The 20,418-nt window shown below is 68.4% G+C and carries 20 protein-coding genes and 1 pseudogene; 15 read left to right on the top strand and 6 right to left on the bottom strand.

The window, feature by feature from the left end; genetic code table 11:
* Window positions 1–65 precede the first annotated feature (65 nt).
* Entirely contained in the window at window positions 66–398 is a 333-nt protein-coding gene (locus tag CXQ90_RS13860; RefSeq protein ID WP_104139923.1) for a thiamine-binding protein, read from the top strand.
* 85 nt (window positions 399–483) lie between these two features.
* On the top strand, window positions 484–1,161 hold the full coding sequence (locus CXQ90_RS13855) for an O-methyltransferase (RefSeq protein WP_104139921.1): 678 nt from the start codon (window positions 484–486) through the stop codon (window positions 1,159–1,161).
* A gap of 112 nt (window positions 1,162–1,273) precedes the next feature.
* Here the strand turns inward: CXQ90_RS13855 and CXQ90_RS13850 are convergent, their stop codons facing one another.
* The gene (locus CXQ90_RS13850) at window positions 1,274–3,466 is read right to left on the bottom strand and encodes a VCBS repeat-containing protein (protein ID WP_104139920.1); all 2,193 of its coding nucleotides are present in this window, start codon (window positions 3,464–3,466) and stop codon (window positions 1,274–1,276) included.
* Window positions 3,467–3,980: 514 nt separating this feature from the next.
* Here CXQ90_RS13850 and CXQ90_RS22420 point away from each other — a divergent pair.
* The 4 genes from CXQ90_RS22420 to CXQ90_RS13835 all read left to right on the top strand — a co-directional run bounded on the left by CXQ90_RS22420 (window position 3,981) and on the right by CXQ90_RS13835 (window position 6,415).
* Window positions 3,981–4,118 (top strand): hypothetical protein, encoded by a 138-nt coding sequence (locus CXQ90_RS22420; RefSeq protein ID WP_181038562.1) that lies wholly within the window; start codon window positions 3,981–3,983, stop codon window positions 4,116–4,118.
* Window positions 4,109–4,639: a signal peptidase I gene (gene lepB / locus CXQ90_RS13845; protein WP_104139918.1), complete on the top strand. Its 531-nt coding sequence runs from the start codon at window positions 4,109–4,111 to the stop codon at window positions 4,637–4,639. Before CXQ90_RS22420 ends, lepB begins: the two co-directional genes overlap by 10 nt.
* Window positions 4,640–4,758: 119 nt before the next feature.
* A complete protein-coding gene (locus CXQ90_RS13840) occupies window positions 4,759–5,238 on the top strand; it encodes a Dps family protein (RefSeq protein ID WP_104139917.1) in 480 nt (159 codons plus the stop codon).
* A gap of 43 nt (window positions 5,239–5,281) precedes the next feature.
* Window positions 5,282–6,415: an acyl-CoA dehydrogenase family protein gene (locus tag CXQ90_RS13835; protein ID WP_104139915.1), complete on the top strand. Its 1,134-nt coding sequence runs from the start codon at window positions 5,282–5,284 to the stop codon at window positions 6,413–6,415.
* A gap of 298 nt (window positions 6,416–6,713) precedes the next feature.
* Here CXQ90_RS13835 and CXQ90_RS13825 read toward each other — a convergent pair whose 3' ends face one another.
* Both CXQ90_RS13825 and CXQ90_RS13820 read right to left on the bottom strand, forming a co-directional pair.
* Complete coding sequence (locus tag CXQ90_RS13825) at window positions 6,714–7,868, bottom strand: YihY/virulence factor BrkB family protein (protein ID WP_104139913.1); 1,155 nt, start codon at window positions 7,866–7,868, stop codon at window positions 6,714–6,716.
* Between the two features lie 72 nt (window positions 7,869–7,940).
* Complete coding sequence (locus CXQ90_RS13820) at window positions 7,941–8,321, bottom strand: hypothetical protein (protein WP_104139912.1); 381 nt, start codon at window positions 8,319–8,321, stop codon at window positions 7,941–7,943.
* A 192-nt stretch (window positions 8,322–8,513) separates the two neighbouring features.
* On the opposite strand from CXQ90_RS13820, the gene CXQ90_RS13815 reads away from it, so the two are divergent.
* Window positions 8,514–9,002 carry a hypothetical protein gene (locus CXQ90_RS13815; protein WP_104139910.1) on the top strand — a complete coding sequence of 163 codons (489 nt, stop codon included), beginning with the start codon at window positions 8,514–8,516 and terminating at the stop codon, window positions 9,000–9,002.
* Window positions 9,003–9,060: 58 nt separating this feature from the next.
* On the opposite strand, the gene CXQ90_RS13810 is transcribed toward CXQ90_RS13815, so the two are convergent.
* Window positions 9,061–10,125 carry an NAD-dependent epimerase/dehydratase family protein gene (locus tag CXQ90_RS13810; protein ID WP_104139909.1) on the bottom strand — a complete coding sequence of 355 codons (1,065 nt, stop codon included), beginning with the start codon at window positions 10,123–10,125 and terminating at the stop codon, window positions 9,061–9,063.
* Here CXQ90_RS13810 and CXQ90_RS13805 point away from each other — a divergent pair.
* Window positions 10,112–11,098, top strand: a pseudogene (locus CXQ90_RS13805) (sigma-70 family RNA polymerase sigma factor); the annotation flags it as partial. The gene CXQ90_RS13810 and the pseudogene CXQ90_RS13805 sit on opposite strands and share 14 nt — an antisense overlap.
* A 26-nt stretch (window positions 11,099–11,124) precedes the next feature.
* On the opposite strand, the gene CXQ90_RS22975 reads toward CXQ90_RS13805, so the two are convergent.
* Complete coding sequence (locus CXQ90_RS22975) at window positions 11,125–12,012, bottom strand: glycosyltransferase family 9 protein (RefSeq protein WP_258064538.1); 888 nt, start codon at window positions 12,010–12,012, stop codon at window positions 11,125–11,127.
* Between the two features lie 171 nt (window positions 12,013–12,183).
* Here CXQ90_RS22975 and CXQ90_RS13795 point away from each other — a divergent pair, with 171 nt between their 5' ends.
* The 7 genes from CXQ90_RS13795 (at window position 12,184) to CXQ90_RS13760 (ending at window position 19,138) form a co-directional block, all read left to right on the top strand.
* Entirely contained in the window at window positions 12,184–12,720 is a 537-nt protein-coding gene (locus tag CXQ90_RS13795; RefSeq protein WP_104139904.1) for an HAD-IIIA family hydrolase, read from the top strand.
* The gene (locus CXQ90_RS13790; protein ID WP_104139903.1) at window positions 12,717–13,793 is read left to right on the top strand and encodes a glycosyltransferase family 9 protein; all 1,077 of its coding nucleotides are present in this window, start codon (window positions 12,717–12,719) and stop codon (window positions 13,791–13,793) included. Before CXQ90_RS13795 ends, CXQ90_RS13790 begins: the two co-directional genes overlap by 4 nt.
* Complete coding sequence (locus CXQ90_RS13785) at window positions 13,790–14,824, top strand: glycosyltransferase (protein WP_104139901.1); 1,035 nt, start codon at window positions 13,790–13,792, stop codon at window positions 14,822–14,824. The genes CXQ90_RS13790 and CXQ90_RS13785 overlap by 4 nt, the downstream gene beginning before the upstream one ends.
* Window positions 14,821–16,071, top strand: a complete 1,251-nt coding sequence (locus CXQ90_RS13780) for a glycosyltransferase (protein ID WP_104139900.1) — start codon at window positions 14,821–14,823, stop codon at window positions 16,069–16,071. The genes CXQ90_RS13785 and CXQ90_RS13780 overlap by 4 nt, the downstream gene beginning before the upstream one ends.
* A 227-nt stretch (window positions 16,072–16,298) precedes the next feature.
* Window positions 16,299–16,880 carry an SIS domain-containing protein gene (locus tag CXQ90_RS13770; protein WP_104139898.1) on the top strand — a complete coding sequence of 194 codons (582 nt, stop codon included), beginning with the start codon at window positions 16,299–16,301 and terminating at the stop codon, window positions 16,878–16,880.
* Window positions 16,880–18,304, top strand: a complete 1,425-nt coding sequence (locus CXQ90_RS13765) for a PfkB family carbohydrate kinase (protein ID WP_104139896.1) — start codon at window positions 16,880–16,882, stop codon at window positions 18,302–18,304. Before CXQ90_RS13770 ends, CXQ90_RS13765 begins: the two co-directional genes overlap by 1 nt.
* Before the next feature lie 132 nt (window positions 18,305–18,436).
* Window positions 18,437–19,138, top strand: coding sequence for an SDR family oxidoreductase (locus CXQ90_RS13760; protein ID WP_104139895.1), 702 nt, complete (start codon window positions 18,437–18,439; stop codon window positions 19,136–19,138).
* Here the strand turns inward: CXQ90_RS13760 and CXQ90_RS13755 are convergent.
* On the bottom strand, window positions 19,104–20,306 hold the full coding sequence (locus CXQ90_RS13755; protein ID WP_104139893.1) for a glycosyltransferase family 9 protein: 1,203 nt from the start codon (window positions 20,304–20,306) through the stop codon (window positions 19,104–19,106). The genes CXQ90_RS13760 and CXQ90_RS13755 overlap by 35 nt on opposite strands.
* Window positions 20,307–20,418: the final 112 nt, after the last annotated feature.

Genomic DNA, 20,418 nt, shown 5'->3' with positions numbered 1-20,418 from the left:
GGTAGCGCCAAATATGACGCAGCACACGCCCCGGGGTGTCTTGTGAACCGTGTCAGACTGGAGCCATGTTGCTCGCATTTTCAGTCGCCCCGTCCGGAATTCCCGCCGATCCTGCCTACGCCGAGGCCGGAGCGGACGCGTCCGTGCACGACGCCGTGGCCGCCGCAGTCAGGATCGTCAGGGAGTCGGGGCTGCCCAACAAGACCGACTCCATGTTCACCACCATCGAGGGTGAATGGGACGAAGTGTTCGCGGTGGTCAAACGCGCGACCGAGGCCGCCGGGAAGTTCGGCAGCAGGGTGTCCCTGGTGATCAAGGCGGATATCAGGCCCGGCTTCTCCGGTGAGCTCACCGCAAAGGTTGATCGCCTGGAGAGCGCCATAGCCGAGGGTTCCTGACGGCTCTGCCCGAGGTTCCGCCGCCACGGCGGACGCCCCGCCGGTTAACCTAGCCCCGCAATGCGGTTGCTGGGAGACTGGGGCCATGTTTGAGCACAAGCCGCGCCCCGAGTGGGTGGCCGTAGAAGAGTTCCTGTCCGACGTCGTCGTCCAGCCGGACGGTGCGCTGCAGCGTGCGGTGCAGTCCGCCGTCGACGCCGGCCTGCCGCCGATCGAGGTGACCCCCAATGCGGGGAAACTGCTGAAGCTCCTGGTTATGTCCTCCGGCGCGAGCCGGGTGCTGGAGATCGGCACCCTGGCCGGCTTCAGCACCATCTGGATGGCCCAGGGACTTCCCGACGACGGCCGGCTGGTCACGTGCGAATACCTCACCAAACACGCGGACGTAGCCCGCGCGAATGTGGACGCTGCCGGGCTGGGCCACAAAGTGGAGATCCGGGTCGGCGCAGCGCTGGACACGCTCGCCGCGCTGGAGGCGGAGGGAGTTGAGCCGTTCGACTTCGTCTTCATCGATGCGGACAAGGAGAACGACCCGAAGTACCTCGATTGGGCCGTGCGGCTTGGCCGGCCCGGAACCAGCATCGTCATGGACAACGTGGTGTGGGAGGGGGCGGTGCTGGACCCGTCCATGGACGAGGTCAACGCCCCGGGGATCCTCAGCGCCCTGAAGCTGATGGGGGAGGACGCCAGACTGGACGCGACCGTGATCCAGACGGTGGGCTCCAAGGGTTGGGACGGCTTCGCGCTGGCAGTGGTGCGCTAGCTGAACCGCGACTGGCGGCGCAACCTCCACGGCGGAACCACGTCGCGACGCAGCACCGCCCGCGTACTGGCTGTACGCGGGCGGTGCTGTGTCGGAACTCAGAGGATCGGGACTACATGATGGCGTTCATCGTGTTCCAGCCCGTGCCGATCTGGGTCTTGCCGAGGAAACCGGTCGCTCCGTTGCCACGGTAGAGGATGAGGTTTCCGTTGGCGTCGCGGGCCGTGAGGTCCATCTTGCGGTCGCCGTTGAAGTCACCCGGGCCCGCAATGGTCAGGCCGTTCCAGCCGGATCCGATCTGGACCCTGCCATTGAACGATCCGAAGCCGTCGCCACGGTACAGCCACAGGATTCCGCTGGCGTCACGGGCTGCCAGGTCGGTCTTGCCGTCGCTGTTGAAGTCGCCGGGGGCCACTATGGTGTTCATAGCGTTCCAGCCGACGCCGATCTGGGCGTTGCCCATGAAGCCGCCTGTTCCGTTGCCGTAGTAGAGGAACAGGTTTCCGCTGGCGTCGCGGGCGGCAAGGTCGGCCTTGCGGTCGCCGTTGAAGTCGCCCGGGGCGACGATGTTGTTCAGCCCGTTCCAGCCGTTGCCGATCTGGGTCCGGCCGGCGAGGCCGTTTGCGCCGTTACCGCGGTAGAGCCACAGTGCACCGGCAGTGTCCCGGGCCACGATGTCCGCTTTGCGGTCGCCGTTGAAGTCGCCGGAGCTCACGATGGCGCTCATGACGTTCCAGCCGTTGCCGATCTGGAGCTTGGAGAGGAAACCGCCCGCTCCGTTGCCGCGGTACAGCCACAGCCTTCCGCTGGCATCCCGGGACACGATATCCGACCGGCCGTCACTGTTGAAGTCCTGAAGCTTAGGACTAGCGGCGGTTGCCGTGCTCTGCCCGATTTGCACAGTGCGGCTGGCGGAGCCGCTGACATTGCCGGCGACGTCGGTGGCCCGCACGTTGAAGACGTACGTTCCGTTGGCCTGGGCATCCCAGGTCTTGGGCGAGGCGCAGGTGGCATCCCACGTGGGGTTGCTGGGCTGCAACTGGCACTCGAACCTTGCCCCGGTTTCACCCGTGAAGCTGAGCGTGGGCGTGTTGTCCAGGCTCGGCAAGGACGGGAACGGGGCGGTGACGGAAACGGCCGGCGCAGCCGTGTCCACCGTGAACGTCAGTGTCGAGGAGACCAGGAACTCCGGCTGGGTGGGATCGGTGGCGAAGGCCGGGTTGGGCACCCGGGCCTGTACCGTGTTGCGGCCCTGGGGGAGGACAGCAAGGGTTGCCGAGTAGTTGGAACCCGTAAGCGTTGCCGCCCGGGCCGTGCCATTCACAACGAGCTGGACGGGGCCTGCGACGCCCGCAGGGAGGGTTCCGGTGATGCTCGGTGTGGTCACCCGCGTGACGTTGTCGTTGTTGGAGCGTCCGCTGTCGCTGGCTGCAGCCAGGTCCGGCGTCGACGGGCCGGTCTCACTGCCCTCCGCGATCAGGCCCTGCACCGTGAAGAGGTTCGTCGTAACGGTATTGACGCCCGGCCCGCCGGCGTTCGGACCGGCCACGGTCACGAAGTTGTTGCCCGAAGGGGCGCCCGTGACACGCCGCGCGGTTTCGATGTCGCCCAGGGTTCCGGCCGCAGCGCCCTCCTGGCGGAGGAACGTTGCCGTGGTGCCCCGGCCAAAGTCGCCCAGGAAGGCGGCGCCGACGCCGGCCCAGTTGCAGGCAGCGTCGGGGGTGGGTGCGCAGGCACCCTGGTCAAAAGTCTGGTTGATGATCCCCTCACCATCGGCGATCAGGGTGTCTTCGCCGTACGGGTGGGTGACGGTGTACGAGGCATTGGCCTGCAGGCCGTCAAAGCGGAACCGGAGGCGGGCAAAGCCCATCTGGTCTCCGTCGATCACGGCCTCGTTGGCGTGGGCAGCTTCGAGGGCTGCCTCATAGCTGCCGATCGTACCGATATCGGCGGCCGCTGCGAACCAGAACGCCTCGTCCGGGAAGTTGTTCGGATAGGACGCCGGCGAATCCGGGTCTGGCGGCTCGGACAGGCAGCCCCTGCCAGCCTCGTAGCAGAGCTGCAAACGGACCGTTCCATCCGAATACCAGGTTGGGAAACCGTTATTCGGATCCACGGGACCCATTCCGGCCGTTTCGGCGCCCGCCGGAACGGCGCCCAGCGGTGCCAGTGCGGCTGCCAACAGGGCGCCCGCGGCCACAGGGGCGAGACGGGCCGCTGCGGTCGGAGTGGGCCGCCGGTGAGCGGGGCCGGAGCGGCTTGTTCCGTCGGGCATCTTCGGCCGTTTCACGGATAGCGAGAACATGGTGACTCCTTATATGGACACTCGATTTGTGGCCCCCAGTACCCTCAAGGCCAGGTCAGGAAGTCGATTCCCAACCACGTTCACGGTGAACTAAAGACCTTGGATAAAAGTCGGATAAAACCGGTGGGGCAGGGCCGATGCGGGCCGCTGAGGCGGAATTCCGGGCTCCGCAAGCCGTTGAGGTCGGACGCCGGGTTCGGTGCCGCTGGGAGACGGCACCGGCCCCGGCGGTCCTGGGTCCTCTCCGACGGCGGCAGCCATCCGGTTCAGGACAAGACAAGTGTGCGGGTACGGACTTGGGAATTTCCCGGGGAGACAGCGCACTGCGGGCCCTCAAACCGCCCAGCCAGGGGGTGGGGAGCGGTTGTTTCCGCGCTGCGGGGTTAGGCCATCGATTTGAGGGGGCCCAAATAGGGGTGGTGCCGGTTCTGCCCCCATAGCGGGGTTGGCGGGTCAGGTTTTTTCCAAGACAGGCCCGGCATGCTCTCGGTAGTACAACGAATGGAGCACGGCCATGACCGTTTCCCGACGCCGGGTCCTGCTGCTGGGTGGACTCTCCGCGCTGGGGCAGGGCGTTCTTTCGCTGCCAACCCGCGACGCGGAAGTCGCGGCAATCCGGCTAAACGCGGCAGGGACGCCCCCATGGGACTAGTAGCCACCCGGCCGGCCAGGCACGCCGCACCATCCCGGCGGGGCTCTCGGGGAAAGAAAATCGCGACGGCGGCCCTGCTGGCTGCGGCCTTGCTCGCCGGGCGCCTGTGGGTGGTGGAGCCGGTCACGGTCAGCTCGGAAAGCATGGAGCCGGCAGTACCCCGGGGGAGCACGGTGCTGATGTTCAAGCCCGGCCCGGCGCTAGGCGGACTCAAGGCCGGCGATCTTGTGGTTTTCACCAGCCCGGACGACGGGAATCCGGCGATTAAGCGCGCCATCGCCTTCCACGGCCAGACGGTGGCCATCGAGGACTCGGTGCTAGTGGTGGACGGTGTTCCGCAACCCGAACCGGGCATTGACCATAGCCGCATCGACGGCACGTATTTTGGACCGGTCACCGTGCCCGGCGGCCACGTCTTTGTCCTCGGCGACAACCGGGCCGGATCCATCGACTCGCGGAGCTACGGCAGCGTACCGCTGGCGGATCTCCAGGCCACCGTGCTGTGGCCGGCGGGACGCTAGGGGCAGCCGGGCGGAAACCACCGATCAGGCGCCGCCTGCGGCATGGAAGCTAAGTATGCTTGGAATGATGTTCCCGGCCGAAGCCGGCTGGTCCCGGACATACTGCAGCGGAGGAAGAGATGAAAGCATCCGAGTCGTTGGCCAGCAACCTTCAAAAGGTTCTCACTGACCTGGTCGAGCTGCATATCCAGGGGAAGCAGGCGCACTGGAACCTCGTGGGAACGAACTTCCGCGATCTGCACCTGCAGCTGGATGAGATCATCGCCAGTGCCCGGCTGCTTGCCGACCGGACGGCGGAACGCATGCGCGCACTCCACGCACTCCCGGACGGCCGAAGCTCCACGGTTTCGGGCGGCACCAGGCTAGAGCAGTTCCCGGCCGGGCTGACCTCGACGAAGGACACGGTCAAGCTCATCACGGCCAGGCTGCAGGAAACGGTCAAGACCCTGAGGGACGTCCACGACGACGTGGACGAAGAAGACCCCACCAGCGCTGACCTGCTTCATGCCGCCATCACGCGGCTGGAGCAGCTGGCCTGGATGGTGAACGCGGAGGTCATGGCACCGTCGGCGTCGGTGACAGCGCCGGCGGAAGCCTGAGCGGACTAATGATCAGGCCACGCACTTTGTCAGCGAGCTTTGCATGACGCCGCCGCACCGCCCGTGGCAGGCGGTTCGCATCACTTCGTCCCCGGAGCAGCTGGTGCAGCTGGACACCACCCTGGAGGCGATGGCGGCTGCCGTGGGCGACGTCCCCTCGCTCCTGGCCGCAGCCCACCAGGCGGGCCGGTTCGCACCCAAACCGGGAGAAGGCCAGACAGGCCGTCTCTGGGAACTGTTGGCCTCCGTTGCTGCGGTTGACGTGGCGGCGGGCCGCATCCTGGAACCCCATCTGGACGCCGGGGCCATCCTGTCCCAGGCCGGGGCTGCTGACGCTTTCACCGGTACGTGGGGCGTCTTTGCCGCCGAAGCGCCGGGCACGCGCCTTGCGGCCGAGCCCCCATCCGGCGAACAGCCCGGGCAGCCTGAAGTCGAACAGCCCGGCGAGGTGCGCCTCAGCGGGTCCAAGCCGTGGTGCTCGCTGGCGCAATTCGTGGACCACGCCGTTGTGACGGCACATACGCAAGCGGGCGGCCGGGCCGCCTTCGCCGTGGACCTCAGAGACGCCGGGGTGACATGCGTGGACCCGGAGTGGACTAGCCGGGGCCTGCGGGAGATACCCAGCGGAACCGTCCACTTCGACCGCGTTCCGGCCGTGCCCCTGGGCGCGGAGGGCTGGTACTTCCAGCGCCCGGGCTTCGCCTGGGGCGGCATGGGGGTGGCTGCGTGCTGGCTGGGTGGCGCGGTGGCGCTGGGCCGGCACTTCAAGGCCGCTTTGCTTAGGGGTGCACAGGCCCAGCGCGACCCTGACCAGGTGGCGCTCGCGAGCCTCGGCGAAGTGGACCGGATCCTCACTGCCACCATCCAGTATCTTGCCCGGACTGCCGAGTTAGTCGACGACGGGCTGCTGGGGCAAGCGGAATCGAGGCAAGAATCGGGCGGCAGCCGGAGCTCCGGTGCGTGGAGCGAAGCGCTCCGTGTCCGCGGGACTGTTGCAGCCGCCGTCGAGCGCGTCCAGCTTCTGGTGAGCCAGAACCTGGGACCCGGGCCGCTGGCGTTCGACGAGCGGTATGGCAAGTGCATGGCGGACCTGTCGCTGTACGTCCGGCAGCACCATGCCCTGCGGGACGACGCGCAGCTCGGCGCCCTCACGCTCAAGGGCGAGCACGAGTGGTGAGCTTTTCGCACACTGACGCCGGCACGGACGAAGCTGCCTGGCAGACGGCCGGACTGGCCATCCTGGGCGAACTGCCGCTGGATCCGGTGTCAGGGCGTCCGCATACCGGATCGCCGGAGGCTTTCGGAAAATCCCCTCCTCCGAGGACAGGGTCCTGGTGGGCCGGCTGCGGAGGCGCGGGTACGCGGTGATGGCCACCGACACCACCCGCGTCATGACCTCGGGGCGGACCTCCGCGCGGGCGCCACACCGCTTCGGAGCCTACCAGCGGACGCTGGGCGCGGAGGCCGCGGTCGAATCAGCGGCTGTCGCGCCCGGCTGACCGGCCGCCAGGCTCCCGGGACTTGTCTTCGCGGCTGCCGTTCTTGCCGTCCCTGTCTGTGACTTTGTCTTCAGAGCTGAACTTCTCGCGCAGTTCGCGCCCGTGCCGGATGTCTTCCTCTTCCTTCTCCTGGAGCTTGTCGCTCTTCTTGGTGTCGCGGGGCGGCAGCTGAATGGTCTCCTCCGCCTCGATGCCCGCCTGCAGCTGCCTACCGCGCTCCATCTCAGCGTCAAACTCCGCACCAAACAGGAGCGACATGTTAAGGATCCAGAGCCACAGCAGCATCACAATCACGCCGCCGATCGCACCGTAGGTCTTGTCGTAGCTGCTGAAGTTGGCCACGTAGAACCCGAACCCGAGGGAGGCAATCACGAAGGCCACCAGGGCAATGAGGGAGCCCATGCTCATCCACCGGAGCTTGGGCTGCCTGACGTTGGGAGTGGCGTAGTAGAGGACGGCGATGATCACGATGACCAGCAGGACGATGACCGGCCACTTAGCAATATTCCAGACTGTCAGGAACACGCCGCCGAGTCCCAGGACGCCGCCAACGGCTTCAGCGACCGGGCCGCTGATCACCAGCATCGCCGCCAGGAGCGCCACGATGACCACGGCAAGCAGCGTGACGCCCAGCATGGTCCCCCTGAGCTTGACGAAGCCTCGGCCTTCATCGGTTTCGTAGATCCGGTTCATGGCCCGGCCGAACGCGCCCACGTAGCCCGAAGCGGACCAGAGAGCCGTAGCGAGGCCGATGATCAGGGCGAAGCCGGCGGCCGGGGACGTCGTGAGCTCCTCGACTGGCTGGCGGATCATGTCCACGGTGGAACCGGGCGCGATGCCCTGAACGATCTCGAGGAGGGCCGCCGTCGTCTTTTCCGGCTGGCCAAAGATTCCCAGCAGCGAAACCAGCGCGAGCAATGCCGGGAACAGCGAGAGGACACCGTAATAGGTAAGGCTCGCAGCGAGGTCCGGGCACTGGTCCGAGGTGAACTCGCGGAGGGTCTTGCGGGCGATGTACTTCCAAGACAGTTTGCTGACGTCCGTGGGGCTGTCGGGCTTGCGTTCGTCATCCGGGGCGGGCGCTGTGTCCGCCTTGGCCGTGCTGGTGTCCGGGGCTTCGTTCGTGGCCATGAGACCATCCTTTCGATCACGCGCGGGCCGCGTTGCGGCGTTATTCACCGTGCGGGTCATTCACTGTGCGGGTCATTTTCTGGGCGGGCGCGAGGCGTTCCTGCGGTCGAGGGTGAGCGGATCGCTGCCCAGGGGGTCGTCGGCCGGCTGCTTGCCGGCGAGCGGATCGTCCGCCAACCGGGAGCCGGCAGCGGGGCTTTCCGCCAGCTGGTTGGACTCCAGGGGGTTACGGACATGGGGAGGCTCGCCGGCCGGAGCGCCGGGAGCAGCGCCCGCCGTAGTGTTTGCCGCCTCGCCGGTGAATCCGGCGGTCGTGGCGTCAGGGCCCGGCAGCTCTATCGGCGGCGGCGGCACGGCTGTGCCGGCCGCGGGTTTGAAGCTTCCTGACGCGGCGTCATCGCTTGCCTCGTCCGCTGAGGGGCTGCCCTCCGGAGGCCATTGGTCGTCTTTCATCGCCGCTCTCTCTCGAAGAAGGTGGGCCGCTGATCGCAACCAGCACTTCTGGCCCTAAAATAGTAAGCATGATTACTATTAGATTGTAAGTACCACGACTGCCGCTAGTTCAATCGGTCGCGCATGAGGCTGAAACACGCCGCAGGCGCACAAGGCCGGCCCGTGCTGGATATTGAGAGAGGTGGATCCACGGTGGACACAACTACCTGGGTTTGGATCGTCGTTGCAATCATCGCCGTCGCACTGATTGTTCTGCTCATGAGCCGCAAGCGCAGGGAGGCTTTCCGGCAGAAGCGCGATGAGCAGAACCGTCAGCACGCGGCCGAAATCCGCAGCAAGGCTGAGGAATCGGACCTGCAGGCCCGTGAGAATGAAGCCAGGGCCATGCGGGCCAAAGCTGACGCAGAGAAGGCTCAGGTTGAGGCAGCACGGCTCCGCCAGGAGGCCGAACAGCGGCAGTCGGAGGCGCAGGACTTCCGGACTGACTCCGAGAAGCACCTCCACAAGGCGAATGCCCTCGACCCCGACGTGGATACGGACCGCGGCCCGCGGGCTGACGCTGACGCGGACGCGCGGCGTGACCCTGACGCTGACACGCGCCGCGATGCTGACGCTCGGCGTGACGCTGGCCAGGATCCTCGCACCGACACGGACACCCGGCGGACCAACCCGCGGGAGTAGCGGTCCCGCCGGACGTTCGGTTCGATGGGCACGTGACGGACGTGTCCACCCGCGGCAGCTAGCTCCGGCGGGTGAACACGCCTAGGATGCGCCGGGGCTTGAGTGGGGGAGAGGCCTCGACGCCGGCGCCCTTTCCCATGCCCTCCAGCACCTCCCGGATGGCGTCCAAGGACGACGTCCGTGGTTCCCAGCCCAGTTCGCGGCGGCTGCGCCCCGTGTCCATGATCGGCGCGCCCGCCGCCATCTCCACCCAGCCAGCGTCCGTTTGCTGCAGCCGAAGGCGCCAGCTGACATCGACCACGCTGCGGAGCAGCCGCAGCGGGATCGGGAGCATTCTCTTGGCGTGGAATAGCCAGGCCAGGTTCTGCGGCGTGATGACGGGTTCAGCTGCCACGTTGAAGGCTCCGCCCGCCCGCCGCTCAAGGACCCGCCAGTAGGCGTCTGCGACGTCGTCGGCATGCACGGCCTGGAAGATCAGCTCCTGCGGGATAGGCAGAACGGGCAGAATGGGGCGGCCTGGCACGAAGCTGGGGTGGACCAAGCCGAGAAAGTACCTGCCGATCTCGCTGCCGGCGTCACGCTGAAAGATCAGTCCCGGCCGCAGGCGTGCCACCGTGATCGAAGGATTCTCCGCTGCGAAGCGGTCCAGAAGCAGCTCCTGCTCGGCTTTATGCCGGCTGTAATGTGAACCGATAATGCCTCCGGTGGGCCACGATTCGTCGACCGGGCGGTCCTTGGGCGACTTGCTGTAGGCGCCTACGGACGAAGCGCACACCACATGCCCCACCCCGGCTTCCCGCGCTGCCGCCAGGACATTTGCCGTCCCGGTCACGTTCGTGCGGCGAAGCACTGCCAGGTCCCGGTTGGGCTGGATCTGCCACGCCAGGTGCACCACGGCGTCGGCTCCCGCGAAGGCCCTCGAAAGACTTCCGGACTGACCGTTTTGGCCCACGTCAACGGCATGCCATTCGACGCCGGAGTACGGCGCTTTCGCGGCATCCGGTGTCCGGCGGCTCACGCCCACCAGATCCAGTCCGCCGGGCCGCAGCGCGGCCTCGCTCTGCAGCCTGCGGAGCAGGGCGGTGCCTGCATTTCCGCTTGCTCCGGTAATGACGATTCGCATGCTGAAACCTCTGTCTGTTTGCGCTGGAACACGGCTTCGTCCGGTCCCGGTGGATGCCAGGGCGGTGGGTGCTTTGATTCGAGCCTATCTCTGGGAGTCATTGTTTTATAAGTACACTTATGATTTTCTTCTCCTAAGTCTTGCCGAAGGCTTTCTAGCGATCCAGGCGAAGGAATCCCCGACAATGCCAGAGAATCCTCCCTTTATAGCTGTGACCGTGAGTCCGGTGCAGAACGCGGATCACCAGTACCACGACGCCGGCCGCAGGTCCCCCCGGAGTCGCGACCGGCGCCCGGCCCCGCAGGCGGGCCGCCTCCATGACGCCTTCCAGAACCAGCTGGTGCTGAACTACCTCGACCTTGCCGAGTCGCTCGCTGCACGATTCGCGACGCGCGGCAGGGAGCGTTCCGACCTGGTCCAGGTCGCGTACCTGGGACTGGTTAAGGCTGCCCGTGGTTTTGACAAGGAAAAAGGCGAGAGCTTTCCGGCCTACGCCGCTCCGACCATCAACGGGGAACTCAAACGATTCCTGCGGGACCGCTGCTGGACCGTGCGGCCTCCGCGGCGCGTGCAGGACGTGCGGACGCAATTGCTTCGCACCGTCCCGGACCTTACCCAGGCGCTGGGCCGCGTCCCTTCAACCCAGGAACTGGCACACGAACTCGGCGTCAGCGCGGACGACATCCGGGAGGCCCATGCTGCGGCCAGCAGCATGCATCCGGATTCGCTGGACACCACCGATCCGTGGGGCGGCCCGTCGATGGCGGAAGCCTTGGTCTCGCCCGATTCGCCGATCGAGCGCCTGGAAGACCTGGTCTGCCTGAACGAGGCGATCCAGGAGCTTGATCCTGTCGACCGCGAGATGCTGTACCGGCGGTATTTCAAGGAGGAGACCCAGGCTGATCTCGGCAGGCGGTTCGGGATCTCCCAGATGCAGGTGTCGCGGCGGCTGGCTCGCATTCTTGTGCGGCTGCAGCGCCGGCTGCTGGCGGAGGAAGATCAGGCCGGCGGCAGCCCGCGCACCGCTGCAAGCACGTCGTGCACCGTCACTGCGAGCAACGCGGGGTCGGGTGTGGCCGCGAACGTATCACCCAGGCGGGCACGCGCATCGGTAAGTACAACATGCGGGCCAGGCGGCGGACCCCAGGCCCCAACCGGCGCGGGGCCGAACAACACCACCGATGGCCGCGAGTAGGCGGAGGCAAGATGGGCCGCACCGGTGTCCGCAGAGATCACCAGCCCGGCTTCGGCAATGCAGGCCGCGAACTCGGACAGCCGAAGGTTTCCGGCCAAAACGCCTTCCTCACCGAGTCCTGCCCGGCGTGCCACCTCCACGGCCCGGGGCCGCTCCGCGGCGCTGCCGGTGAGGACTATTTTGTGGCCCTCGGCGGCCAGCTTTCTGGCCACGCCGGCGAAGCGTTCTGCGGGCCACAGCCGACTGCCGTACGCCGCGCCCACATGCATCACCGTCGCGCCCGGGCGGGGGCTGGCCACGGCCGGGGGGAGGAGCCTGTAGTCGCCGGAGTCGGCTTCAATGCCGTGCCACTGGAGCAGCCGGGTCCACCGCTCGCGTTCGTGGATCCCGTCAATCCAGCGCGGCCCCGGCATGGCCACGGTCCGGTGTCCGATAACCGTGCCGGCCTCCAGTGCCGCGAGCCGCGCCTCGCTCTCGGGCCCGCTGCCGTGGAGGTTCACGGCGACGTCAACCCGGCCGGGGCCAGCAGGAATCGGGGCATCCAGTCCGGGCGTGGGCAGCAGTTCGTACCCGCCCACAAGTTCCAGGGCCTCCTCCAGCCAGGCCGGTGCCGCGTACACCAGGCGGTGGCCGGGGTAGGCCCGCCGCAGCGCACGGAGCGCCGGCACGGCGACCAGCAGATCGCCCAGCATCAGTGCCCGCAAGACCAGCAGGACCGGCCTGTCGGGGCCGCCGTTCGACGCGTCCACCGTGTGGCCTCCTTCACCGCCGTCGGCCCGGGATGGCCGCCTGCCGAGGAGTCTAGTCCGAAGAAGAGGCCCGCAGGTTGTTTAGGGCCCGGCCGGGCGGGGAACGGAGGGGGTATGGCAGGCAACGCTTCCTCACTCAAGGCTGTGCTGTTCGACCGGGACGGGACCTTGGTCGTGGACGTGCCCTACAACGGCGATCCCCGGAAGGTGCAGCCGTTCCCGGCGGCGCGGAAGGTGCTCGACGACGTCCGCAGCCGCGGCCTGGCAACTGGCGTGCTCAGCAACCAGTCGGGCATCGCCCGGGGCATCCTGACAGGCCGGCAAGTCGAAAGCGTCAACGCGAGGGTGGAGGAGCTGCTGGGCCCCTTTGATGTCTGGGAAGTCTGCCCGCACGCCGCCGAGGACGGCTGCTCCTGCCGAAAGCCCGCCCCCGGGATGATCCGCAGCGCCTGCAGGCGGCTGGGTATCGACCCCACGGAGGCGGCGTTCATCGGCGACATCGGCAGCGACATCGAGGCAGCCCGGGCTGCCGGAGCCCGCGGTGTCCTGGTCCCCACGCCGCTTACCAGGGCCGAGGAAGTCGCGGCGGCCCCGGAGGTCGCCCAGGATCTCGCGCACGCCGTCGCAATGCTGCTGGCGGATCCGCTATGAGCCGGGTGCTGGTGGCACGGCTGGACAGCGTGGGCGACGTCCTGCTGGCTGGACCCGCCGTCCGGGCGGTGGCCCACGGCAGGCGGGCCGACGGCGCCAGCCCCAACGACGTCGTCGTGCTCTGCGGACCGCAGGGAAAGTCTGCGGCTTTGCTGCTGCCCCAGGTCGCCGATGTTTTCGCGTGGGACGCCCCGTGGATCAGCAATCCCGCCCCGAGCCTGACTGGCCCTCACTCGGACGCACTGGTCAGCTACGTCCGCAATTCCAGGATCACCGAAGCCGTCATCCTCACCTCCTTCCATCAGTCGCCGCTTCCGCTGGCGCTTCTGCTTCGACTGGCCGGCGTGGAGCGCATCACGGGGGCCTCGACGGACTACGCCGGATCGCTGCTCGACGTCCGGCTGAGACCGGGAGAGGACTTCCCCGAGGACCAGCCCGAGCCGGTGCGTGCCCTGGCCATCGCCCAGGCCGCCGGCTTCGATTCGAAGCCGGGCGACGACGGCAAGCTGATGGTGAAGGAGCCGCCGGACGTAAGGCACCTGGTGGGGAGCAGCCCCTACGTGGTGGTCCACCCGGGCGCAACAGTCCCGGCGCGGGCCTGGCCGCCCTTCCATCATGCGGCGGCCGTGGAACTGCTCGAAGGGGCCGGCCACCGGGTGGTGGTGACCGGCGGTCCGGGCGAGGAGCAGCTCACCGCCACGGTGGCCGGTCCGTCAGCGATTGATCTGGGCGGACGTACCAGCCTGAGTGTCCTCGCCGGAGTCCTGGCCAATGCCGAGGTCGTGGTCGCCGGAAACACCGGGCCCGCGCACCTTGCCGCCGCCGTCGGAACCCCTGTGGTGAGCCTGTTCGCGCCTGTTGTGCCGGCCATCCGTTGGGCGCCGTACGGCGTTCCGCTGGAACTGCTCGGCGACCAGAACGCGCCCTGCAGGCTGAGCCGGGCACGGGAATGCCCTGTACCCGGGCATCCGTGCCTGGGCTCGGTTGCCCCGGAGCACGTCGTTGAAGCGGTCGAACGCCTGCTGAGCGGAGTGTCCTCGCTCAGCACCCGGAGAAAGGTTCGTTGGCAATGAGAATTCTCCTCTGGCACGTCCACGGGTCATGGACGGACGCGTTCGTCCGCGGCAGGCACGAATACCTGCTGCCCGTCTTACCCGAAGGAGGCACGTGGGGCCTTGGCCGGGCCGGCAGGAACTGGCCCGCGTCAGTGCGGGAGGTGGCGCTGGCGGAGCTGGACGCGGACAGCATTGACGCCGTCGTCCTCCAGCGCCCCGAGGAGGCAGGCGAGGTGAGACGCGTCCTGCGGCGGCGGCCCGGCGTCGACCTGCCGGCCGTCTTCGTGGAACACAACACGCCCAAGGGGGACGTCCCGTTCACCCTGCATCCGCTCGCGGAGCAACGGGAGATACCGATTGTCCACGTGACGCACTTCAACGAACTCTTCTGGGACAGCGGCAGGGCCCCCACCACCGTTATCGAGCACGGCATCGCGGACCCCGGCTGCCTCTACACCGGTGAACTCGCGGAGCTGGGCGTGGTGGTGAACGAACCCGTCCGGCGCGGACGCGTGACCGGCACCGACCTGTTGCCCCGGTTCGCGGCAGCGGCACCGCTCCAGGTCTTCGGAATGGGCGGCGGCGGACTGCCGGCCAGCAGCGGCATCCCGTCGCCGCGGCTCAGGGTCCGGGGAGACCTCCCGACCGCAGAGCTGCACCGTGAGCTGGCCCGTTGCCGGGTATACCTGCATCCGCTGCGCTGGACGTCGCTGGGCCTGGCGCTGCTGGAGGCGATGCACCTGGGCATGCCCGTACTTGCCCTGGCCACCACGGAAGCGGCGCGGGCAGTCCCGGCGGAGGCGGGCGGCATCTCAACCAGTGTCGAGGAACTTCTCCGGTGCGCCACCTTGCTCGTCAACGACCCGGAGGAGGCCCGCCGGCGGGGCAAAGCCGCGCGCGAGGCGGCGCTGGAACGCTACGGACTTGACCGCTTCCTGGCGGACTGGGACGAACTGCTGGCAGGGCTGGGGAGCCGGGCACGGCACGGATCTTTGGAAAGGCCAGGACCGGTGGTCCCTGCCCCGGCGCGAGAGAGGAATGCCACGTGAGGATTTCCATGATTTCAGAACATGCCAGCCCGCTGGCCGCGCTCGGCGGAGTGGACGCGGGCGGCCAGAACGTCCACGTGGCGGCGCTGTCCGGCGCGCTGGCCCGGCGGGGGCACCGCGTCACGGTATACACGCGACGGGATGCGCCGGACCTGCCCGCACGGGTTCGCGTGCAGCCCGGGCTGGAGGTGGTCCACGTCGACGCCGGTCCGGCCGACTATGTGCCCAAGGACGAACTGCTGCCCTTCATGGGCGCGCTCGCAGACGGGATGGCGGAGGACTGGGCGGCGGCGCCGCCGGATGTGGTCCACGCACATTTCTGGATGTCGGGCATCGCCGCGCTGGACGCTGCGCGCCGCAGGCCGGCCGGTTCCACGGTGCCCGTGGTGCAGACGTTCCACGCGCTGGGCACCGTCAAACGCCGGCATCAGGGTGCCGATGACACGAGCCCGCCCGAACGCCGCTTCCTGGAACCATCCCTGGGCCGGGCCGCAGACCGCATCATTGCCACCTGCTCCGATGAGGTCTTCGAACTCAAAGCCATGGGCATTGACACGCGCACCGTCTCCATCGCCCCCTGCGGCGTTGACCTGGAGCTTTTCACCAGCGAGGGCCCGGCCGACGCCAAGCCCCGGGCGCACCGCGTCCTCTCGGTGGGCAGGCTGGTTCCGCGCAAGGGGGTGGATTTGGTGATCCGGTCCCTGCCGCATCTGAAGGAGGCGGGGTTCGCCGACGTCGAGCTTCTCATTGTGGGCGGCGGCGCCGCCGGAGGCCCGGATCCCGAGGCCCGCAGGTTGCTCGAGCTTGCCCGCAGCCTGGGCGTCGCTGACCAGGTGGAGCTGCGCGGGCAGGTCCCCAGGGACGCCATGCCGGGCATCTTCAGGAGCGCAGACGCGGTGGCGTGCACGCCCTGGTACGAGCCTTTCGGCATTGTTCCGCTGGAAGCCATGGCCTGCGGAATCCCGGTGGTCGCCGCCGCGGTGGGCGGGCTGACAGACAGTGTCGTGGACCGCGGAACAGGACTGCACGTGCCGCCCAGGAACCCCGAAGCCATAGCAGGAGCGCTGGCTGCGCTTTTTGCGAGCCCCCGGCTCCGCACCGAGCTGGGCCGGGCCGGGGAGAGACGGGCCCGGGCCCGGTATTCCTGGAACCGGGTGGCCGAGGAAACCGAAACGGCATACCGGCTGGCCATCGCTGGAACGGCGGGCGCCGCCAACCTGGAACCGATGGAAGGAGCGGCGCTGTGACGACGGAGTGGTCCTTACGCGAAGCCGAGCTCCTTCCCTTGCGATCCGTGAACGCCGGTGCGCCAGCGGTATTCGGGCCGCCAGGGCAGCATGATCCCGGCACCGGCACCGGCACCGGCACCGGCACCGGCACCGGCACCGGCACCGGCACCGGCACCGGCACCGGCACCGGCACGGGCACCGGCACCGGCACGGACGTCCCCGTCGGCTCGCGGGAGGCCGTCAGGGTGCACTTGGAAAACGTCCTGCCTGTCCTTCGGTCGCTCGAAAGCCAGGCGGACCGCCTGGCCGCATGGGGTGTGGAGCTGGCGCAGCGGCTGCTCAGCGGGCAGCGGCTGCTGGCTGCCGGAAACGGCGGCTCGGCTGCCGAGGCCCAGCACCTGACAGCCGAGCTGGTGGGCAGGTTCGACGGCGAACGGGTGCCTTTTTCGGCCATCTCGCTGCACGCGGAGAGTTCGGCCGTAACGGCCATCGCCAACGACTACGGATACGCCGAAGTGTTCGCCCGGCAGGTCCGCGCGCACGGGAGGTCCGGCGACATCCTGATGCTGCTGTCCACGAGCGGCCAGAGCCCCAACCTGCTCCGCGCCGTGGAGGCCGCTTCTCGGCTCAATGTCACCACGTGGGCGCTCACGGGTCCGGCGCCGAATCCGCTGGCCTTGTGCTGCGACGAGGCCGTGGCAATCGACGCGGTTTCAGCCAATGCGCAGGAAGGCCACCTCATTGCCCTGCACGCCATGTGCCGCGCATTCGAGGCGGAGGTCGCGCGCCGCGGCCAGCCGGTGGACGGTTCGGAGGGCGGCTGCTGATGCGGATCACGGTAGTGGGGGACGTGCTGCTGGACGTGGACCTCACCGGCGAAGCAACGCGGTTGTCCCCGGACGCGCCCGTGCCGGTGGTGGATATCGGGACTACCCGACGACGGGCAGGCGGCGCCGGCCTGGTGGCCCGGATGCTCGCCCAGGACGGGCACCGCGTCACGCTCGTGACCGTTCTGTCCGACGACGACGCATCACTTCAGTTGGAGGAAGCGCTCGCCGGGTTGAGGGTGGTGGCCGGACCAACGGGTGCAGGCACACCGGTGAAGACCCGCATCCGGGCAGGGCGCCATCCGCTGCTCCGGGTGGACGAGGCCTGCGGCCGGCCGGAAGTGCCTGGTGTCACGGTGGCCATGTTGAGGGCCGTCGAGGACTCCGATGCGATCGTTGTGGCCGATTATGGCCGCGGCCTGGCCGCCAATCTGGAGCTCCGGGCCCTCCTCGCAGCCCTTACCGATGACATTCCGATCGTATGGGATCCGCACCCCTCCGGTGCCGAGCCGGTGCCCGGGGTAGCGGTGGCTACCCCGAACCTCGCCGAAGCGTCCCAAGCGGCCGGATGCCGTGCGGTCACGCCTGCTGAAGTCGCCGAGGCTGGCGGCATCCTCCTGGAACGCTGGGGGAGCAAGGCCGTACTGGTGACCATGGGGGAGCGGGGAGGGCTGCTGATGGGGACGCGGAACGGCCCGCCGCGGATCATCCCGGCGCCGCCGGCCGACGTCGTCGATCCATGCGGTGCGGGAGACAGGCTGGCGGCGAGCCTTGCCGTACTCCTGGCCGAAGGACGCAGTCTCGACGACGCCGCGGAACTGGCCATCCAGGAAGCGGCCCGCTTCCTCGGCGCCGGGGGAGTGGCCGCACTGCCCGACAGTTACGCTTCCGATCTGCACCCTTCCGATCGGAACCTTGCGGGCGGGAATCTTACAAGCCGGCACCGTCCCGTGCGGCGCCACCGGCGGGACGAAGACGCCCTGGAGCTGGCCCGGAGAGTGCAGGCCAACGGCGGCACCGTGGTGGCAACCGGCGGCTGCTTCGACCTGCTGCATGCCGGCCATGCCCGCACGCTGGCGGCGGCCCGGGACCTCGGCGACTGCCTGATCGTGTGCCTGAACTCGGACGAATCGGTCCACCGGATCAAGGGAGAGTCCAGGCCCATCGTGAGCCAGCAGGACAGGGCTGAGCTCCTTTTGGCCCTCGAATGCGTGGATGCCGTCTTGGTCTTCGCTGAGGACACCCCGCAGGCCTGCCTCGACGTGCTGCGCCCCGCAGTGTGGGTCAAGGGCGGAGACTACAGCGGGGCACAGCTGCCCGAAGCGGAGCTTGTCGCGAGCTGGGGCGGGCGCTGCGTGACGGTGCCGTACCACCAGGCCCGCTCCACGTCCCTACTGGCCGATGCGCTGGCCAAGGTGAGCTGAGAACTCAGGCGCCTGGCTGCTGGCCGAGCCGGAAGGCGTCTAAACCGCCGTCCATGCTTCGCGGCCCTGGCGCCCGAAGCGAACCACACGAACCAAACGAATCCTGAAATCGTCCCCTCTGAAAGGAACACCATGAACCACACCGATTTCGTGCCCGGCCGGGTGCTTGTCACCGGCGGAGCATCAGGCCTGGGCGCTGCCGTCGTCGACGCTGTCCTGAAGGCGGGCGGAACCCCGGTGGTGCTGGACCGGGACATCCGTAATGTCGCGGCGGCGAAGGCATTCGAGGTTGACGTTTCGGACCGGGCCGCGGTGAGTGAGGCCGTGCAGCAGGCCGCCGAAACGCTCGGCGGCCTGGACGCAGTGGTCACCGCCGCCGGGATCGACCGCTGCGGAAAGCTCGAGGACGTGGCCGCCGACGAATGGGAACGGGTCATTGGCGTCAACCTCCTCGGCACCGTGTCAGTAGTGCGTGCGGCGCTGCCCTACCTGAAGGAATCCAGGGGCAGGGTTGTCACCATCGCCTCCACGCTGGGCAAGAGGGCGCTGCCCGAGGCCAGCGCGTACTGCGCGTCCAAGTTCGGGGTGGTGGGATTCAGCCATTCCCTTGCCGCCGAGACGGGAGGGGAGATCGGCGTGACCACCATGATCCCCGGCGGAATGAAGACTCGCTTCTTCGACGACCGCGCCGAGCAATACAAACCGCAGGACGATTCCCGCCTGAACGATCCGGCCAACGTGGCCCAGGCCATCCTGTTCGTGCTGTCCCAGCCAGCCGGATGCGAAATACGCGAAATGCTCATCTGCCACGAGGACGAGGGGTCATGGCCGTGAGTTGAAGGACGTCCTCGTAGACGGCGTCCGCGGACACGGCCTCCACAGAGGAGACATCGTGCCGGCACCGCGGCGCCGTCCACCCCACCTGGGTGATGTCGATCCCGCAGACGGGGCAGTGCGTGGCCCAGCCCAGGTGGATCCGGTGCAGGCTGCGGCCCAGCGGCGCGGCGTGCATGGCATTGCCCGCCCAGAAGATGCCCACGGTCGGCGTCCCCAGGGCCTGGGCTACGTGCCGGGGGCCGCTGTCGTTGGCCACCACCACGCTGCAGCCTGCGAGCAACCCGGCAAGCTCGCCCAGGCTGAGCTTCCCGGCCAGCGACGCAACCTGCGGAGCGTCGTCGTCGGCGAAACGGCTGCCCCGCGCCGTGCCCGTTCCGGCCGGGACACGCCCGACGGCGAGTTCCACCACCGTTTCCGCCAGCTCCCTTTCGCTCTGGTCACCGACCACCAGAACCCGGAAGCCGTCGTCGGCAGCGCTCCTCGCCACGGCGGCGAAGCGCTCGGCCGGCCAGCGCCGGCGGGGATCGGTTGCGCCCGGGTGGATGACCAGCACCTTGCGCGTGTCACCCGCCAGGCTAACGGCCAGCTGCCTCTCGAACTCCGGCCGGGGACGCAGCCTGGCCTCCAGGTCCACCGGCGGCGCGCCGGCATAACCCGCCACCTCGAGCGCCCGCAGCGGCTCATGCTGGTAATACACGTAGGGCACGGTGCGCTCCAGCCGGGCGGCATCCGGCGTTCCGGCGCCCACGGTGTGCTGCGCACCAAGGCGGAGAAGGAAAGGGTTGGAGTAGCGGCCGCCGCCGTGCAGCTGGACGGCGAGATCGAAATTCCGGGCGCGCATTGCGGCGAAAAATTCGTCCAATTTCTCTTGATCCACGGCCCCGGGCCGCACACCCTCCGCGAACGGAAGAATGACAGTTTCGTCCACCGGGCTCTCAACCTGCGCAAGCAGTTCGGCGTGAATCGGAGTGCCCAGCAGCGTCACGCCGGACTCCGGATAAGCCGCCTTCAGCGCCGAAACCGCGGGGAAGGCGTACATCAGATCGCCCAGCCCGCCGCCGCGGAGCACGGCGATCCGCGCGACTTCGCTGAATTCCTCCAGCACGGGGCCGACTCCGTACCCGGTCATGTGTGCTCCGCCAAAGTCGGCGTTGAGGTGTCCCATGGCGTCAGCCCCTTCGGCTCTTTCCGGGCGGACCAACGCCTGCGGGGATGGTCCCTGATGCCACCATACGGCGCCCCGGCGCCCGTCGCCAGCGCTGAAAACTCCTCAGGCG

Origin of the sequence: Arthrobacter sp. ZGTC131 (assembly GCF_002929275.1) — a bacterium.
Classification (GTDB): Bacteria; Actinomycetota; Actinomycetes; order Actinomycetales; family Micrococcaceae; genus Arthrobacter.
Note: the sequence above shows the minus strand (reverse complement) of the source record. Positions and strands in the feature narration are given on the sequence as shown.

Bases quoted from the DNA above. Each gene is read 5' to 3' on its own strand.
- CXQ90_RS13860 (WP_104139923.1), top strand. From the start codon at position 66: ATGTTGCTCGCATTTTCAGTCGCCCCGTCCGGAATTCCCGCCGATCCT.
- CXQ90_RS13855 (WP_104139921.1), top strand. From the start codon at position 484: ATGTTTGAGCACAAGCCGCGCCCCGAGTGGGTGGCCGTAGAAGAGTTC.
- CXQ90_RS13850 (WP_104139920.1), bottom strand. From the start codon at position 3,466: ATGTTCTCGCTATCCGTGAAACGGCCGAAGATGCCCGACGGAACAAGC.
- CXQ90_RS22420 (WP_181038562.1), top strand. From the start codon at position 3,981: ATGACCGTTTCCCGACGCCGGGTCCTGCTGCTGGGTGGACTCTCCGCG.
- lepB (WP_104139918.1), top strand. From the start codon at position 4,109: ATGGGACTAGTAGCCACCCGGCCGGCCAGGCACGCCGCACCATCCCGG.
- CXQ90_RS13840 (WP_104139917.1), top strand. From the start codon at position 4,759: ATGAAAGCATCCGAGTCGTTGGCCAGCAACCTTCAAAAGGTTCTCACT.
- CXQ90_RS13835 (WP_104139915.1), top strand. From the start codon at position 5,282: ATGACGCCGCCGCACCGCCCGTGGCAGGCGGTTCGCATCACTTCGTCC.
- CXQ90_RS13825 (WP_104139913.1), bottom strand. From the start codon at position 7,868: ATGGCCACGAACGAAGCCCCGGACACCAGCACGGCCAAGGCGGACACA.
- CXQ90_RS13820 (WP_104139912.1), bottom strand. From the start codon at position 8,321: ATGAAAGACGACCAATGGCCTCCGGAGGGCAGCCCCTCAGCGGACGAG.
- CXQ90_RS13810 (WP_104139909.1), bottom strand. From the start codon at position 10,125: ATGCGAATCGTCATTACCGGAGCAAGCGGAAATGCAGGCACCGCCCTG.
- CXQ90_RS22975 (WP_258064538.1), bottom strand. From the start codon at position 12,012: ATGCTGGGCGATCTGCTGGTCGCCGTGCCGGCGCTCCGTGCGCTGCGG.
- CXQ90_RS13795 (WP_104139904.1), top strand. From the start codon at position 12,184: ATGGCAGGCAACGCTTCCTCACTCAAGGCTGTGCTGTTCGACCGGGAC.
- CXQ90_RS13790 (WP_104139903.1), top strand. From the start codon at position 12,717: ATGAGCCGGGTGCTGGTGGCACGGCTGGACAGCGTGGGCGACGTCCTG.
- CXQ90_RS13785 (WP_104139901.1), top strand. From the start codon at position 13,790: ATGAGAATTCTCCTCTGGCACGTCCACGGGTCATGGACGGACGCGTTC.
- CXQ90_RS13765 (WP_104139896.1), top strand. From the start codon at position 16,880: ATGCGGATCACGGTAGTGGGGGACGTGCTGCTGGACGTGGACCTCACC.
- CXQ90_RS13760 (WP_104139895.1), top strand. From the start codon at position 18,437: ATGAACCACACCGATTTCGTGCCCGGCCGGGTGCTTGTCACCGGCGGA.
- CXQ90_RS13755 (WP_104139893.1), bottom strand. From the start codon at position 20,306: ATGGGACACCTCAACGCCGACTTTGGCGGAGCACACATGACCGGGTAC.